General features: G+C 66.5%; 13 protein-coding genes and 2 tRNA genes. 6 read left to right on the top strand and 9 right to left on the bottom strand.

Annotation, left to right across the window (positions count from 1 at the left end):
- The first annotated feature begins 7 nt into the window (after positions 1 to 7).
- Complete coding sequence (locus tag ACLIVD_RS14475) at positions 8 to 526, top strand: pyridoxamine 5'-phosphate oxidase family protein (RefSeq protein WP_491932613.1); 519 nt, start codon at positions 8 to 10, stop codon at positions 524 to 526.
- Positions 527 to 608: 82 nt separating this feature from the next.
- Positions 609 to 776, top strand: a complete 168-nt coding sequence (locus tag ACLIVD_RS14470; RefSeq protein WP_005240394.1) for a DUF5302 domain-containing protein — start codon at positions 609 to 611, stop codon at positions 774 to 776.
- A gap of 61 nt (positions 777 to 837) precedes the next feature.
- On the opposite strand, the gene ACLIVD_RS14465 is transcribed toward ACLIVD_RS14470, so the two are convergent.
- The 4 genes from ACLIVD_RS14465 to ACLIVD_RS14450 form a co-directional block, all read right to left on the bottom strand.
- A tRNA-Glu gene (locus ACLIVD_RS14465) sits at positions 838 to 910 on the bottom strand.
- Between the two features lie 76 nt (positions 911 to 986).
- A tRNA-Gln gene (locus ACLIVD_RS14460) sits at positions 987 to 1,058 on the bottom strand.
- Between the two features lie 142 nt (positions 1,059 to 1,200).
- Positions 1,201 to 2,676: a glutamate--tRNA ligase gene (gene gltX, locus ACLIVD_RS14455; RefSeq protein WP_491932612.1), complete on the bottom strand. Its 1,476-nt coding sequence runs from the start codon at positions 2,674 to 2,676 to the stop codon at positions 1,201 to 1,203.
- Positions 2,677 to 2,749: 73 nt separating this feature from the next.
- Positions 2,750 to 3,523, bottom strand: a complete 774-nt coding sequence (locus tag ACLIVD_RS14450) for a fumarylacetoacetate hydrolase family protein (protein ID WP_280781725.1) — start codon at positions 3,521 to 3,523, stop codon at positions 2,750 to 2,752.
- A gap of 115 nt (positions 3,524 to 3,638) precedes the next feature.
- On the opposite strand from ACLIVD_RS14450, the gene ACLIVD_RS14445 reads away from it, so the two are divergent.
- On the top strand, positions 3,639 to 4,883 hold the full coding sequence (locus ACLIVD_RS14445) for an MFS transporter (protein ID WP_283354243.1): 1,245 nt from the start codon (positions 3,639 to 3,641) through the stop codon (positions 4,881 to 4,883).
- Here ACLIVD_RS14445 and ACLIVD_RS14440 read toward each other — a convergent pair.
- From ACLIVD_RS14440 to ACLIVD_RS14420, 5 genes are all read right to left on the bottom strand, one after another.
- On the bottom strand, positions 4,880 to 5,890 hold the full coding sequence (locus ACLIVD_RS14440; RefSeq protein ID WP_005573989.1) for a 3-isopropylmalate dehydrogenase: 1,011 nt from the start codon (positions 5,888 to 5,890) through the stop codon (positions 4,880 to 4,882). The genes ACLIVD_RS14445 and ACLIVD_RS14440 overlap by 4 nt on opposite strands.
- Before the next feature lie 71 nt (positions 5,891 to 5,961).
- Positions 5,962 to 7,557 (bottom strand): phosphoglycerate dehydrogenase, encoded by a 1,596-nt coding sequence (serA, locus tag ACLIVD_RS14435; RefSeq protein WP_005240386.1) that lies wholly within the window; start codon positions 7,555 to 7,557, stop codon positions 5,962 to 5,964.
- Positions 7,558 to 7,781: 224 nt separating this feature from the next.
- A complete protein-coding gene (gene ilvC, locus ACLIVD_RS14430; protein ID WP_061700158.1) occupies positions 7,782 to 8,783 on the bottom strand; it encodes a ketol-acid reductoisomerase in 1,002 nt (333 codons plus the stop codon).
- A gap of 49 nt (positions 8,784 to 8,832) precedes the next feature.
- A complete protein-coding gene (ilvN, locus tag ACLIVD_RS14425; protein WP_105413058.1) occupies positions 8,833 to 9,336 on the bottom strand; it encodes an acetolactate synthase small subunit in 504 nt (167 codons plus the stop codon).
- The gene (locus ACLIVD_RS14420; protein ID WP_280781723.1) at positions 9,333 to 11,276 is read right to left on the bottom strand and encodes an acetolactate synthase large subunit; all 1,944 of its coding nucleotides are present in this window, start codon (positions 11,274 to 11,276) and stop codon (positions 9,333 to 9,335) included. Before ACLIVD_RS14420 ends, ilvN begins: the two co-directional genes overlap by 4 nt.
- Positions 11,277 to 11,543: 267 nt before the next feature.
- On the opposite strand from ACLIVD_RS14420, the gene ACLIVD_RS14415 reads away from it, so the two are divergent.
- From ACLIVD_RS14415 to ACLIVD_RS14405, 3 genes are all read left to right on the top strand, one after another.
- The gene (locus ACLIVD_RS14415; protein ID WP_491932879.1) at positions 11,544 to 12,041 is read left to right on the top strand and encodes a PH domain-containing protein; all 498 of its coding nucleotides are present in this window, start codon (positions 11,544 to 11,546) and stop codon (positions 12,039 to 12,041) included.
- Between the two features lie 52 nt (positions 12,042 to 12,093).
- On the top strand, positions 12,094 to 13,938 hold the full coding sequence (gene ilvD / locus ACLIVD_RS14410) for a dihydroxy-acid dehydratase (protein WP_283334822.1): 1,845 nt from the start codon (positions 12,094 to 12,096) through the stop codon (positions 13,936 to 13,938).
- A gap of 323 nt (positions 13,939 to 14,261) precedes the next feature.
- Positions 14,262 to 15,797, top strand: coding sequence for an amino acid permease (locus tag ACLIVD_RS14405; protein WP_005240375.1), 1,536 nt, complete (start codon positions 14,262 to 14,264; stop codon positions 15,795 to 15,797).
- The last annotated feature ends 52 nt before the right edge of the window (positions 15,798 to 15,849 follow it).

The raw sequence follows: 15,849 nt of genomic DNA, 5'->3' as shown, positions 1-15,849 counted from the left end.
GAAGCCGATGGGGAAGAACCAACGATCGCAGATCACGATGACGGATTCGGAGATCGCCGAATTCGTGAATCGGAGCCGGATCGCCACGCTCGCAACGGTGGCAGCGGACGGCCGAGCCCACCTCGTCGCCATGTGGTACGCCGTGATCGACGGCGAGATCTGGTTCGAGACGAAGTCGAAATCGCAGAAAGCGGTCAACCTGCGCCGTGACGACCGCGTCACCGTCCTGATCGAGGACGGCCAGACGTACGACACCCTGCGCGGAATCTCCATCGAGGGCCGGGCGGAGATCGTGGAGGACCCGGACGCGATGTTCGCGGTCGGCGTCAGCGTGTGGGAACGGTACACCGGGCCCTACACCGACGATCTGCGTCCCGCTATCGATCAGCTGCTGCACAAGCGGGTTGTCGTGCGGATCGTTCCCGAGCGCATCAGAAGCTGGGATCATGCCAAGCTCGGCTTGCCCGCGATGCCGGTGGGCGGGACCACGTCCGCGTACCTGGAGACGGCCGACCGCCGCGCCTGACGTCGCGCAGAAAAAACGGGAGCATTCTCGGTGCCCTCGGCGTAGCTTCACAGAGTGAACCGACTACCCGAGGGAGTTCACCATGACCGACGCCAGTAACGAGGACACGAAAAAGAAATTCCGCGAAGCACTCGAGCGGAAGAATCATCAGGCCGGACTGTCCACCGATCACAAGGACGGACATTCCAAGGCGCACGAGGCCCATGGGCCCGCCGACCACAAACGCGAATTCCGCCGCAAGACGGGATAAACGACACATCGTCCGGATAAAAAGAAACACCCTCCAATTTCTTGGAGGGTGTTTCAATTTGTAGCCCCGACGGGATTCGAACCCGCGCTACCGCCTTGAGAGGGCGGCGTCCTAGGCCGCTAGACGACGGGGCCAGGAACCTTGTTTTGCTTTGGAAGCTCAGCAAGCATAGCTTCCAGAAGTTCGGAGTCAAAATCGGCCGAACTTCCGCTGGGGTACCAGGACTCGAACCTAGAATGGCGGTACCAGAAACCGCTGTGTTGCCAATTACACCATACCCCAATGGCCGTTCTCGAACCGCTGAGCTTCTGGGCTCTGCGGCCCGCCTCGGGCCGAAGAAGAGATTACCAGCCTACTGCCGGGATTTACCAAATCGTATGGTCAGAGGCTGTTTTTGCACCCTTTTCGGCCCGAGAGCGGCGTTCTAGCCGGCGATGCCGGCCCGCGCAGAGCGCAGCCGGGACAGCGAGACGTCGCGTCCGAGCAGTTCCATCGATTCGTAGAGCGGCGGGCTGATGTGCGAGCCCGTGACGGCCACCCGCACCGGAGCGAACGCCTTACGTGGCTTGAGGCCCAATTCGTCCACGAGAGCGGTCTTGAGGGCCTCTTCCAGTGAGGCCGCATCCCATGCCTCGACTGCGTCCAGCGACGCGAGGGCGGCGTCGAGAACCGGTGCGGAGTCGGCGCCCAGGTTCTTGGCAGCGGCGGCTGGGTCGATCGCGAAGTCGGCCTCGTCGACGAACAGGAACTTCAGCAGTTCCCAGGCGTCGGACAGGACCACGATGCGCGTCTGGACCAGGTCGGCGGCGGTCGCGAAGACGGACTCGTCCACGGTCTCCCCGAGATGGCCGTGGAGCGTCAGGAACGCACGCAGGCGCGCGGCGAAATCAGCGGGCTCGAGCAGCCGGATGTGCTCGGCGTTGATCGCGTCGGCCTTTTTCTGGTCGAACCGGGCGGGATTGGAATTGACCTTGGAGATATCGAAGGCGGCGACCATCTCGTCCAGCGAGAACACGTCGTGGTCGTCGGAAATGCCCCAGCCCAGCAGCGCCAGGTAATTCAACAATCCCTCGGGGACGAAACCGCGGTCGCGATGAATGAAGAGATTCGACTCGGGATCACGCTTGGACAGTTTCTTGTTGCCCTGACCCATGACGAACGGCAGATGCCCGAACTTCGGAGTGAAATCTGCGACGCCGATCCGCTGCATCGCCTCGTAGAGGGCGAGCTGCCGCGGCGTCGACGACAGCAGGTCCTCGCCGCGCAGGACGTGTGTGATCTTCATCAACGCGTCGTCGACCGGGTTGACCAACGTGTACAGCGGAATCCCGTTGCCGCGGGTGAGGGCGAAGTCGGGAACGGTTCCGGCCTTGAACGTCGTCTCGCCGCGCACGAGGTCGTCCCACGTCAGGTCGTGGTCCGGCATCCGGAGCCGGACCACGGGTTTGCGGCCCTCGTCGAGGAACGCCTGCCTCTGCTCCGGTGTCAGATCACGATCGAAGTTGTCGTAGCCGAGCTTGGGATCGCGGCCGGCCGCCTTGTGCCGCTGCTCGACCTCCTCGGGCGTCGAGAACGACTCGTACGCCTCGCCCGCCGCGAGCAGTTTCGCGACGACGTCCAGATGCAGGTCCCGTCGCTGGGACTGACGGTAGGGCTCGTACGGTCCCCCGACCTCCGGGCCCTCGTCCCAGTTCAGTCCGAGCCAGCGCAGCGCGTCCAGGATCGCCTGGTACGACTCCTCGCTGTCACGGGCAGCATCGGTGTCCTCGATGCGGAACACGAACGACCCACCGTTATGACGGGCGAACGCCCAGTTGAACAGGGCGGTTCGGACGAGCCCCACATGCGGGGTTCCGGTGGGCGACGGGCAGAAACGGACGCGAACTTCGCTTGTGGTCATGGCTCACTTGGGTCGACGCTGGGAAAACGGACTCCTACAGGCTAGTCCGCTCCCGATGTCGACACGAGAGCCGTCAGCGCTTGGCGGTCACCGGGTTGGTGAGGGTGCCGATGCCACCGATGGTCACGCTCACACTCTGGCCGTCCACGATCGGCCCGACGCCTTCCGGGGTGCCTGTGAGGATGACGTCGCCCGGGAGCAGCGTCATGACGGCCGACACCCATTCGATGATCTTCGGAATGTCGTGCAGCAGAAGCGAAGTGTTGCTCCGCTGCTTCACCACTCCGTCCACCTCGGTGGTGATGTCGACGTCGGAGGCGTCGAGCCGGGTCTCGATCCACGGCCCGAGTGGGCAGAACGTGTCGTGGCCCTTCGCTCTCGTCCACTGCCCGTCGTGGCGCTGGTGGTCGCGGGCCGTCACGTCGTTGGCGGCCGTGTACCCGAGCACCACGTCGAGAGCCTTGGCAGCGGGCACGTCCTTGCAGGGGCGTCCGATAACGACCGCGAGTTCTCCTTCGTAATGAACTTCATTGGAGGACTTCGGCAGGACGATTGCGGCGTCGGGGCCCACGATCGAGGTGTTGGGCTTGAGGAAGATCACAGGATCGGCCGGCGCCTCTCCTCCCATTTCGGCGGCGTGGGCGGCGTAGTTCTTTCCGATCGCGACGACCTTGCTGGCGAGGATCGGTGCCAGCAGTCGCACGTCGGCGAGCGGCCAGCTCCGGCCGGTGAAAGTGGGGGTGCCGAACGGGTGCTCGGCGATCTCCTTCGCGATCCGGGACTCCTCGTCCCCCTCGATACTGACGAACGCAACACCATCGGGACTTGCCACTCGACCAAGACGCATGACGGCGAGTCTATCGGCCCGGGTGCACCGCCGTGCCGGGACGCCGCGGGACGGGAGGTATAGACTCCGCATGTTCCCCAATATATGAGACTTCAATCCTAGATATTGAGATGACATGACAGCATCGCTCGACACGCCGTCCGCCGTCGGAACTGCCCGCAGATGGTGGATGCTCACCCTCGGGATGTTCGCCCAGGCCGCCCAGGCGGTCTTCGTCAACGGCGTCGCCTTCCTGATCCCCGAACTCCAGGAGAATCACGGGCTCAGCCTCGCCCGTACCGGACTCCTCGTCGCCGCACCCACCCTCGGAGTCATGCTGACGCTGATCGCGTGGGGCGCCCTCGCCGATCGCTACGGCGAACGCCGAGTGCTGGCCGCCGGGATGGCGGCCACGGCGGCCGCGGGAATCGGCGCGGCCCTGTCCGGATCACTCACGGCCACCGCGGCCTTCCTGCTGCTCGGCGGCATGGCGGCCGCCTCGGCGAATGCCGCGAGCGGACGCGTCGTCGTCGGATGGTTCCCGCCCGAGCGCCGCGGACTGGCGATGGGTATCCGGCAGATGTCGCTGCCGCTCGGCATTGCCTGCGCTGCGCTGACGCTGCCCTCGGTCGCACACGACCACGGCATCGGATGGGCGCTCGCGCTGCCCGCCATCCTGTGCGCGACCGCCGCGCTGGCCTGTGCACTCTGGGTTGTCGATCCGCCCAGGCCGAGCCGAAGCGCCGCGGCAAATCTCGGCATGCTCGCGAATCCGTACCGCGACAGCGGAACTCTGTGGCGCATCCACGCCGTCTCGGTGCTGCTCGTCGTGCCCCAGTACACGGTGTGGACGTACGCGCTCGTGTGGCTGATCTCCGAAAGGCATTGGGAAGCAACGGCGGCAGGCCTGATCGTGACAGTCGCCCAGATCCTCGGCGCGTTCGGCCGGATGGGGGTCGGTTTCTGGTCCGACGTGGTGGGCAGTCGTATGCGTCCGCTTCGCTGGGTCGCCGTCGCCGGCGGAGTGTCCATGGCGGCGCTCGCCGTGACGGATGCAATGGATACGCCGGTGGCGATCGTGGCGCTGCTCGCGGCGTCCGTCGCGACGGTGGCACCGAACGGCCTCGCCTTCACCGCGGTCGCCGAGATCGCGGGCCCGTTCTGGGGCGGACGCGCGCTCGGTGTCCAGAACACCGGTCAGTTCGTCGCGGCCTCGCTCGTTCCCCCGGTGTTCGGCGCACTGATCGGAATCGTCGGCTTCCCGGTGACTTTCGCCATAGCCGCGGCATTTCCGGCCGCCTCGATACCACTGATCCCCGTGGCCCGGTCCGAAGATCGGGCCACGGGGATCGAGGGAGACAAGATCGAATCGCGGTCCTAGAGGGCGGCAGCGATCCGGTCGCCGACCTCCGACGTGACGACCTTCGAGTCGCCGCGGGACGCCAGATCGGCCTCGACGGCGGCCTCGATGCGCGCGGCATCGCCGTCCCGGCCGACGTGACGCAGCAGCAGCGCCGCGGACAGGATGGCCGCCGTGGGATCCGCGATCCCCTGGCCGGCGATGTCCGGGGCGCTGCCGTGCACCGGCTCGAACATCGACGGGTTCGTCCCCGACGCGTCGATGTTCCCCGACGCCGCCAGTCCGATGCCTCCCGTGACCGCACCCGCGAGGTCGGTGATGATGTCGCCGAACAGGTTGTCCGTGACAATCACGTCGAATCGCGACGGATCGGTGACCATGTAGATGGTGGCCGCGTCGATGTGGCAGTACGCCGTCTCCACGTCCGGGTATTCGGCCGACACCGTCTCCACGGCACGCGTCCAGATCGCACCGGCGTTGGAGAGGACGTTCGTCTTGTGGATCAGGGTGACGTGCTTACGCCGGGTCTGCGCGAGCGCGAACGCGTACCGCACAACCCGCTCGGCACCGAACCACGTGTTGATCGACACCTCGGTCGCGATCTCGTGCGGGGTGCCGACGCGGATCGCGCCACCGTTGCCGGTGTACGGACCCTCGGTGCCCTCGCGCACGACCACGAAGTCGATGTCCGGCTGCGCCGCGAGCGGCGACTTCGATCCCGGATACAGCTGGGACGGACGCAGATTCACGTGATGATCCAACGCGAATCGCATGTTCAGCAGCAGCCCCCGCTCGAGCACACCCGGCGTCACCGACGGGTCGCCGATGGCGCCCAGCAGAATCGCGTCGTGCTCGCGGATCGCCGCGAGATCGGCATCCGGGAGCAGTTCCCCGGTGGCGTTGTATCGACGGGCACCGAGGTCGTACTCGGTGGTCTCGAGATCGGGTACGAGCTTCCGCAGCACCTTCAGTGCCTCGGCCGTGACCTCGACACCGATGCCGTCACCCGGAATGACCGCAAGCTTCATGAACGCCTCACTTCACATAGAGCTGTGCGCGTGCCACGACAACAGGGGTCGTGACACGCGCACAGTGGGGATTAGGCCAGGTTGACGAGCTCGATCTTGGTGGCGCCGACAGCGGTCGAGATCGCGTCCCGCACCTCGCTCGGCACCTCCCGGTCGACGCGGAGGAGGATGGTCGCACCCTCGCCCTCGGCGTCCTGGCTGAGCTGCGCAGCCTGGATGTCGATGCCGGCGTTGCCGAGCTGCGTGCCGATCTTGCCCAGCGCGCCGGGCTGATCGGTGTAGTTCACCACCAGGTTGAGACCCTCGGCGCGCAGTTCGAAGTTGCGGCCGTTGATGTTGACGATCTTCTCGACCTGCTGCGGGCCGGTCAGCGTGCCCGAGACGTTGATGACGCTGCCGTCGCCGAACACGGCGCGCAGGTCCACCACGCTGCGGTGGTTGGGGCTTTCGGCGGCCTTGGTGACCTCGGCCGTGACGCCGCGCTCTTCCGCGAGTGCGGGAGCGTTGACGAACGTGACCGCGTCCTCGATGACGGCGGAGAACACACCGCGCAGAGCCGAGAGCGCGAGCACCTCGACGTCCTCGGAGGCCAGCTCGCCGCGCACGTCGACGGAGAGGTTGACGGGCAGTTCACCCGACAGGGCCCCGATGAGCACACCCTGCTTGCGGACGATCTCGAGCCACGGGGCAACTTCCTCGCCCACGGCGCCACCCGACACGTTGACCGCGTCGGGAACGAAATCGCCTGCGAGAGCGAGCAGTACGGACTTCGCAACGTCGGTTCCGGCGCGGTCCTGAGCCTCGCTCGTGGAGGCACCGAGGTGCGGCGTCACGACGACCTCGGGCAGGTCGAACAACGGGCTGTCGGTGCAGGGCTCGGTCTCGAACACGTCGAGGCCCGCGGCGCGGACGTGACCCGACTTGATGGCCTCGGCCAGCGCTGCCTCGTCGATCAGACCGCCACGGGCGGCGTTGACGATGACGACGCCCTTCTTGGTCTTCGCCAGGTTCTCGGTGCCGAGCAGTCCCTTGGTCTCGGGAGTCTTGGGGAGGTGCACGGAGATGAGGTCGGCGCGCTCGAGCAACTCGTCGAGGGTGACGAGCTCGATGCCGAGCTGCGCGGCACGGGCGGCCGACACGTAGGGGTCGTACGCGATGACGTGCGTCTCGAACGCGGCGAGACGCTGCGCGAACAGCTGGCCGATGCGGCCGAGGCCGACGACGCCGACGGTCTTGCCGAAGATCTCGACACCGTTGAACTTGCTGCGCTTCCATTCGCGGTCGCGCAGGGTGGCGTCGGCCGCGGGGATCTGGCGCGCGGTGGCGAGCATCAGCGCGACTGCGTGCTCGGCGGCCGTGTGGATGTTGGACGTCGGCGCGTTGACGACCATGACACCACGCTCGGTGGCGGCGGGCACGTCGACGTTGTCGAGACCGACGCCGGCCCGGGCGACGATCTTGAGCTTGGTACCGGCCGCCAGGACCTCGGCGTCCACGGTGGTGGCGGAACGGACGAGGATCGCGTCGGCCTCGGGCACCGCCGCGAGCAGGGCCGGGCGATCAGGTCCGTCGACCCATCGCACCTCCACACCGTCGCCCAATGCCTCGACGGTGGACGGCGCGAGCTTGTCGGCGATCAGAACTACAGGACGGCCTGGCTGGCTCACGTGCAAACTCCCTGAATAGGTGGGTGTGGGGGTGTTTTAACCACACACAGCTTAGTCCGCCCTCACAGGGAAACCGCATCCTGGTCCGCGATACCACATAGTGGACGCCTGCAACAACGGAATCGGACACGAAACAACACCGGCCCAATGTCATATCGGGGGCCTCTGACGAGACCGATGCGACATCGGGCCGGCGGTTCGGTGGAACTGTAAAGCAGTGAAACCTAGGCGGTTTCGGTGATCGGGCGGTCGACCCAGCTCATCAGGTCGCGCAGCTTCTTGCCGGTGACCTCGATGGGGTGCTCGGCGTTGGCCTTGCGCAGGCCCTCGAGTTCGGTGTTGCCGTTCTCGACGTTGGCGACGAGGCGGCGAGTGAACTCACCCGACTGGATGTCGGCCAGGATCGCCTTCATGCGCTCCTTGGTGCCGGCGTCGATGACGCGCGGGCCGGAGAGGTAGCCACCGAACTCCGCGGTGTCGGACACCGAGTAGTTCATGCGGGCGATGCCACCCTCGTACATGAGGTCGACGATGAGCTTGAGCTCGTGCAGCACCTCGAAGTACGCCATCTCGGGCGCGTAGCCGGCCTCGACCATGACCTCGAAACCGGTCTTGACCAGTTCCTCGGTGCCGCCGCAGAGCACGGCCTGCTCGCCGAAGAGGTCCGTCTCGGTCTCTTCCTTGAACGTGGTCTTGATGACGCCGGCGCGGGTGCCGCCGATGCCCTTGGCGTAGGACAGCGCGAGGGCCTGGCCCTCACCCTTCGGGTCCTGGTCGATCGCGATGAGCGCGGGAACACCCTTGCCGTCGACGAACTGACGACGCACCAGGTGGCCGGGGCCTTTGGGGGCGACCATGCCGACGGTGACGAACTCCGGAGCCTTGATCAGGTCGAAGTGGATGTTGAGGCCGTGTCCGAAGAACAGCGCGTCGCCGTCCTTCAGGTTGGGCTCGATGTCGTTCGTGAAGATCGACGCCTGCGCGGTGTCGGGTGCGAGCACCATGATCACGTCGGCCCACTCGGAGACCTCGGCGGGGGTACCGACGGTCAGGCCCTGCTCCTCGGCCTTCGCGCGGGACTTCGAGCCTTCCTTCAGGCCGATACGCACATCGACGCCCGAGTCGCGCAGGCTCAGCGAGTGCGCGTGGCCCTGGCTTCCGTAACCGATCACAGCGACCTTACGGCCCTGGATGATCGACAGATCGGCATCGTCGTCGTAGAACATCTCGACTGCCACAGTTCAACCTCTTTCTTGGATTTGCGTATCTAAAGTACTAGCGAGTGGCCGTGATGGACTTCGGCCCCCGTCCCACGGCCACGACCCCGGACTGCACGATCTCCCGGATACCGTACGGATCGAGCATCCGCAGCAGCGCATCCAGCTTGGATCGCGTTCCAGTCGCCTCGATCGTGACCGACTCCGGGGAGACGTCGATCACCTTGGCGCGGAACAGATTCACCGTCTCGATCACCTGCGTGCGCACGCTGGCGTCGGCTCGCACCTTGATGAGCACCAGCTCGCGGGCGACGGAGGCCTCACCGTCCTGCTCGACGATCTTGATGACGTTGATGAGCTTGTTGAGCTGCTTGGTCACCTGCTCGAGCGGGAACTCGTCGACGGTCACGACGATGGTCATGCGGGAGATCTCGGGGATCTCGGTGCCACCGACGGCGAGCGACTCGATGTTGAACCCACGACGCGAGAACAGCGCGGCCACCCTGGCCAGCACGCCCGGCTTGTCCTCGACGAGAACACTGAGGGTGTGGCTGGTGCTCACTGATCTTCCTCCCCGGCCGCTGCGGCCGTGCCCGAACGCTGCTCGCGCTCCATGGCCTCGTGGATGACGGCCGGCTCGGCGGCCGCCTCGTCGTCGTCGAACAGCGGACGGATGCCCCGCGCCGCCATGATCTCGTCGTTGCTGGTGCCCGCGGCGACCATCGGCCACACCTGGGCGTCGGCGCCGACGATGAAGTCGATCACCACCGGCTTGTCGTTGATGGCCTGCGCCTCGCGAATCGCCGCCTCGACGTCCTCTTCGCGCTCGACGCGAATGCCGTGGCAGCCCAACGCCTCCGCCAGCTTGACGAAGTCGGGGATGCGGATCGCGCCGTGCGTGCCGAGGTTGGTGTTGGAGTAGCGCTCGTCGTAGAACAGCGTCTGCCACTGGCGCACCATGCCGAGGTTGCCGTTGTTGATGAGCGCAACCTTGATCGGGATGCCCTCGAGCGCGCAGGTGGCGAGTTCCTGATTGGTCATCTGGAAGCAGCCGTCACCGTCGATGGCCCACACCTCGGTGTCGGGCATGCCCATCTTGGCGCCCATCGCGGCGGGGACGGCGTAGCCCATCGTGCCGAGACCGCCGGAGTTCAGCCAGGTGCGCGGCTTCTCGTAGTTGACGAACTGCGCGGCCCACATCTGGTGCTGTCCGACGCCGGCGCAGTAGATCGCGTCGGGACCGGCGAGCTTGCCGACCGCCTGGATCACGTACTCCGGGGACAGCGCGCCGTCGGTGGGACGGTCGTAGCTGAGCGGGTACGTGCGACGGATTCCGTCGAGGTACGCCCACCACTCGGTGAGATCCAGTGTGGTTCCGGTGGCCAGGTCGGCCTTGATCGCCTCGATCAGTTCGACGATGACCTCTTTGCAGTCGCCGACGATCGGGACGTCCGCGTACCGGTTCTTGCCGATCTCCGCCGGGTCGATGTCGGCGTGGATGACCTTGGCGTCGGGGGCGAACGAATCGAGCTGACCGGTGACGCGGTCGTCGAAGCGCGCGCCGAGCGTGATCAGCAGGTCGCTGCGCTGCAGTGCCGCCACCGCCGCGACGGTGCCGTGCATGCCGGGCATGCCGCAGTTCAGCGTGTGGCTGTCCGGGAACGCGCCACGCGCCATGAGGGTGGTGACCACCGGAATGCCGGTGAGCTCGGCCAGTTCGAGCAGTTCCGGAGACGATTCCGACTTGATGACGCCGCCACCGACGTACAGCACCGGGTGCTTCGCGTCGGCGATCAGGCGGGCCGCCTCGCGGACCTGCTTGCCGTGCGGCTTGGTGACGGGACGGTACCCGGGCAGCCGCATCTCCGGCGGCCACGAGAACGTGGTCTGCGCCTGGAGGACGTCCTTCGGGATGTCGACGAGCACCGCGCCGGGACGACCGCTGGAGGCGAGGTAGAAGGCCTCCGCGATGATCCGGGGGATGTCGACGCCGTCGGTGATGAGGAAGTTGTGCTTGGTGATCGGCATCGTGATGCCGGAGATGTCGGCTTCCTGGAACGCGTCCGTGCCGATGAGACTCCGGCCGACCTGACCGGTGATGGCCACGACCGGAACGGAGTCCATCTGCGCGTCGGCGAGCGGCGTCACGAGGTTGGTCGCACCGGGACCGGACGTCGCCATACAGACACCGACCTTGCCGGTCGCCTGGGCGTACCCGGTCGCGGCGTGGCCTGCCCCCTGCTCGTGACGAACGAGCACGTGCCGGACCTTCTTCGAGTCGAAGAGCGGGTCGTAGACAGGCAGAACGGCACCACCCGGAATGCCGAATACCGTGTCGACCTCGAGCTCCTCGAGGGCTCGGACCACGGACTGGGCGCCGCTGACCCGCTCGGGGGCGAGTTGGCGGCGGCTACCGGTCTGAGTCGCGGCGGCCGCGGTCGTCGGGCTTGCTGCCCCCGACTTGCGCGGCGTGGGTTGAGGCCGTGCGGTTGGTGCGCTCACTGGGAAATCCTCTGATTCTGGCTCCGGGCAACAAAAAACCCCCGTCAGCTGATGCTGTACGAGGGTGGCGCGTCGTTATCTGGCGAGTTGAAGGAATCGACTCAGGCGACGACGCGCCGGCCGATTACGAGCAACTCATTCTGTTTCACGCGCTCGACGGTAGGCGCGCTAATAGTGAACAGTCAACTTGGTGAGTCGGCCGTCCCAGAATATGAGATACATCGGCTGCGGTGCGAAGATGTAGAGGTGTCAACTCCGCAGCAGCCCGTGCCACCAGAATCATCATCCCACACGACGAACCCGCCCAAGCAGGTCATCCGGATTTCTCCCCTGGCCTATCTGGGATGCGCCTTCCTCCTGTTCGCCGTGTCGTTCCCCATCTTCGGCTGGCCCGCCGCCTTCGGTTGGCTCGTGATCGCCCCGATCGTCGCGGTGGCCTGGGTCGCGCGGGTGCGCACCACCGTCACGCCCGACGGACTCGAAGTGCGCCGGCTGTTCGGCGGCCGGTCGCTGGGGTGGTCCGAGATCACGGGATTCCGCTTCCCCAAGCGCGGCTGGGCCCGGGCGACCCTGACCGACGGGGGCGAGGTGACCCTTCCCGTCGTCACGTTCGACCGGCTTCCCGATATCGCCGAGGCGAGCGGCGGCCGCATCACCGACCCCTACGCGGCAGCCGCCGCGGCGGACGAAGCAGCCCACCACGCCGACGCGGAATCGAACGGCGAGCAGCCGGTGAAGAACCGGCCGGACACAGACGGGGATTAGTGCGCGAGTAGCGTTTGTCAGTACTTCCGTACGCTGACTAAGGAATACGCTCATGCCCCCGCTGAGGTCCCGAACCACCACCGCAGGACGAAATGCCGCAGGCGCCCGCGCACTGTGGCGCGCCACCGGAATGACCGACTCCGACTTCGGGAAGCCGATCGTCGCGATCGCGAACTCGTACACGCAGTTCGTTCCCGGGCACGTCCACCTGAAGAACGTCGGCGACATCGTCGCCGACGCCGTCCGCGCCGCCGGTGGTGTACCTCGCGAGTTCCACACGATCGCCGTCGACGACGGCATCGCGATGGGACACGGCGGCATGCTGTATTCCCTTCCTAGCCGCGAGATCATCGCCGACTCCGTCGAGTACATGGTAAACGCGCACACCGCCGACGCGCTCGTCTGCATCTCCAACTGTGACAAGATCACTCCCGGAATGCTCAATGCCGCACTGCGTTTGAACGTCCCGACCGTGTTCGTGTCGGGCGGTCCAATGGAGGCTGGCAAGGCGGTGGTGGTGAACGGTGTCGCCCAGGCACCGACCGACCTCATCACGGCGATCTCGGCGAGCGCCAACGACGAAGTCGACGACGAAGGACTGTCCGAGGTCGAGCGCAGCGCCTGCCCGACGTGCGGGTCGTGCTCGGGCATGTTCACCGCGAACTCGATGAACTGCCTCACCGAGGCGCTCGGTCTGGCGTTGCCGGGCAACGGTTCCACGCTGGCCACCCACGAGGCCCGTCGCGCGCTGTTCACCCGCGCGGGCACCACCGTCGTCGAAGCCGCCCTGCGGTACTACCGGGACGAGGACGACTCCGTCCTCCCCCGCAACATCGCGACGCCCGCCGCATTCCGCAACGCGATGGCACTGGACGTCGCAATGGGCGGTTCCACCAACACGGTCCTGCACACCCTCGCGGCCGCGCAGGAGGGTGAGGTCTACGACTTCGACCTCGACAAGATCGACGAGATCAGCCGCAAGGTGCCGTGCCTGTCGAAGGTCTCCCCCAACTCGGACTACCACATGGAGGACGTGCACCGGGCGGGCGGAATCCCCGCCATCCTCGGCGAACTCCGCCGGGCCGGCCTGCTCGAGAGCGACGTGTCGACGGTGCACACCGAGAGCTTCGACGAGTGGCTCGACACGTGGGACATCCGGTCCGGCAAGGCATCCGACGAGGCCGTCGAACTCTTCCACGCCGCACCGGGCGGTGTCCGCACCACCGAACCGTTCTCGACGAACAACCGCTGGTCGTCGCTCGACACGGACGCCGCCAACGGCTGCATCCGCGACTTCGAGCACAAGCACACGGTCGAGGGCGGCCTGGCAGTGCTGCGCGGCAACATCGCCGTCGACGGCGCCGTCATCAAGACGGCGGGCATCGACGAAGACCTGTTCCACTTCCAGGGGCCCGCGCGCGTCGTGGAGTCGCAGGAAGAGGCGGTGTCGGTGATCCTCGGCAAGAAGATCCAGCCCGGTGAGGTCCTCGTCGTGCGTTACGAGGGTCCCGCAGGCGGCCCGGGCATGCAGGAGATGCTGCACCCCACCGCATTCCTCAAGGGCTCCGGCCTCGGGAAGAAGTGTGCGCTGATCACCGACGGCCGATTCTCCGGCGGTTCCTCGGGACTGTCCATCGGCCACATCTCCCCCGAGGCCGCCAGCGGCGGCGCCATCGGCCTGGTGGAGGACGGCGACCAGATCCTCATCGACATCGCGACCCGCACGCTGAAACTCCTCGTCGACGACGCGGTGCTCGCCGAGCGCCGGGCGAAGATGGAGTCGTCCGAGCGTCCGTGGCAGCCGGTGAACCGCGAACGCACCGTCACCACCGCCCTGCGGGCGTACGCCGCGCTGGCCACGTCCGCCGACAAGGGCGCGGTCCGTCAGGTCCCCTGACACACCCGCACCGCGCACCGAACGGACACGAAGCCGGGTGCCGCAGCAGGAGCTTCCTGCCGCGGCACCCGGCTTCCGTCGTCGGTGCGACGACGGATTCCGTCTCGGATGTGACCGCGCTCACGGGTGATCAACTCGCTCAGACGGCGACACCCGAGAACAGGTTCTACTGATCGAATTGATCAGTTGAGCCCGGGCTTCTTGCACACGGCGCTCAGTAGTGGTTCCCTCAGTTGGCCGTTGAGACCTACATCACAATCGGCAGCACCACCGGAACATCTCCGGCCCACGAGGCCATCGGGAATACAACCAAGGAGCGACACATGCCAGGAGTCGGCATTTGGCGAACGAAATCCGTTGAGCAATCGATAGCGGACACCGACGAACCCGACACCCGGCTGCGGAGGGAACTCACCGCGAAGGACCTCACCGTCTTCGGTGTCGCCGTCGTGATCGGCGCCGGTATCTTCACGCTCACCGCCCGGACTGCAGGCAACGTCGCCGGGCCGTCCATCTCGCTCGCCTTCGTCCTCGCCGCCATCGCGTGCGGCCTGGCCGCCCTCTGCTACGCCGAGTTCGCATCCACCGTCCCCGTCGCGGGCAGTGCGTACACGTTCTCCTACGCCACCTTCGGCGAGTTCGTCGCCTGGATCATCGGCTGGGACCTCATCCTCGAATTCGCCCTCGCGGCGGCCGTCGTCTCCAAGGGCTGGTCGCTGTATCTGGGTAACGTCCTCGGGTTCAGCGGATCCACCACAGCCCATCTCGGTCCCATCGACTTCGACTGGGGCTCGCTGATCATCGTCGGCGGCATCACGATCGTGCTCGCCATCGGGACCAAGGTGTCCTCGCGCGTGTCCGCCGTCATCACGGCCATCAAGATCGCCGTCGTCCTCCTCGTCATCGCCGTCGGCGTCTTCTACATCAAGAAGGAGAACTACGCCCCGTACATTCCGCCCGCCGAGAGCAACGAGAGCGCCGCGCAGGGTGTGCACCAGACCCTCTTCTCCTTCCTCTCCGGAGCGGACGGCAGCAGCTACGGCTGGTACGGCCTCCTCGCCGCAGCGAGCCTCGTCTTCTTCGCCTTCATCGGATTCGACGTCGTCGCCACCACCGCCGAAGAGACCAAGAACCCGCAGAAGGCGCTCCCCCGCGGCATTCTCGGCTCGCTCGCCATCGTCACCGTGCTCTACGTCGCCGTCACCCTCGTGCTCACCGGCATGGTGAAGTACACCGACCTCAAGACCGGTAGCCCGCTCGTCGGCGACAGCAGCGCCACCCTCGCGACCGCCTTCGAGGCACACGGAATCACCTGGGCCCAGACCGCGATCAACTTCGGCGGGCTCGCGGGCCTCACCACCGTCGTGATGGTGATGATGCTCGGCCAGACCCGCGTCCTGTTCGCCATGTCCCGCGACGGACTCGTGCCCCGCGGTCTCGCCAAGACCGGCAAGAACGGCAGCCCGGTCCGCATCACCCTGTTCGTCGGCGCCGTGGTCGCGCTCCTCGCCGCCTTCTTCCCGATGGGCACGCTCGAGGAGATGGTGAACATCGGCACCCTCTTCGCGTTCGTCCTCGTCTGCATCGGCGTCATCATCCTCCGCCGTACGCGTCCCGACCTGCCCCGCGGATTCCGCGTTCCGCTGGTCCCGCTCGTCCCCATCCTCGCCGTCCTGGCCTGCGGATGGCTGATGCTGAACCTGTCGGTCGAGACCTGGATCCGGTTCCTCGTCTGGATGGCCCTCGGCGTCGTCGTCTACCTCGCCTACGGCCGGCGCAAGTCGGTCCTCGGACAGAAGCTCGCCGCCCAGGCCGGCCCGCCCGAGGAGGAGAACATCCCGGAACTCGTCCAACGCTGATCTCGAACGAAAACGACTGCGCCGCACTCCCGATCCGGGGGTGCGGCGCAGT

The organism is Rhodococcus sp. G6(2025) (assembly GCF_058628105.1).
Note: the sequence above shows the minus strand (reverse complement) of the source record. Positions and strands in the feature narration are given on the sequence as shown.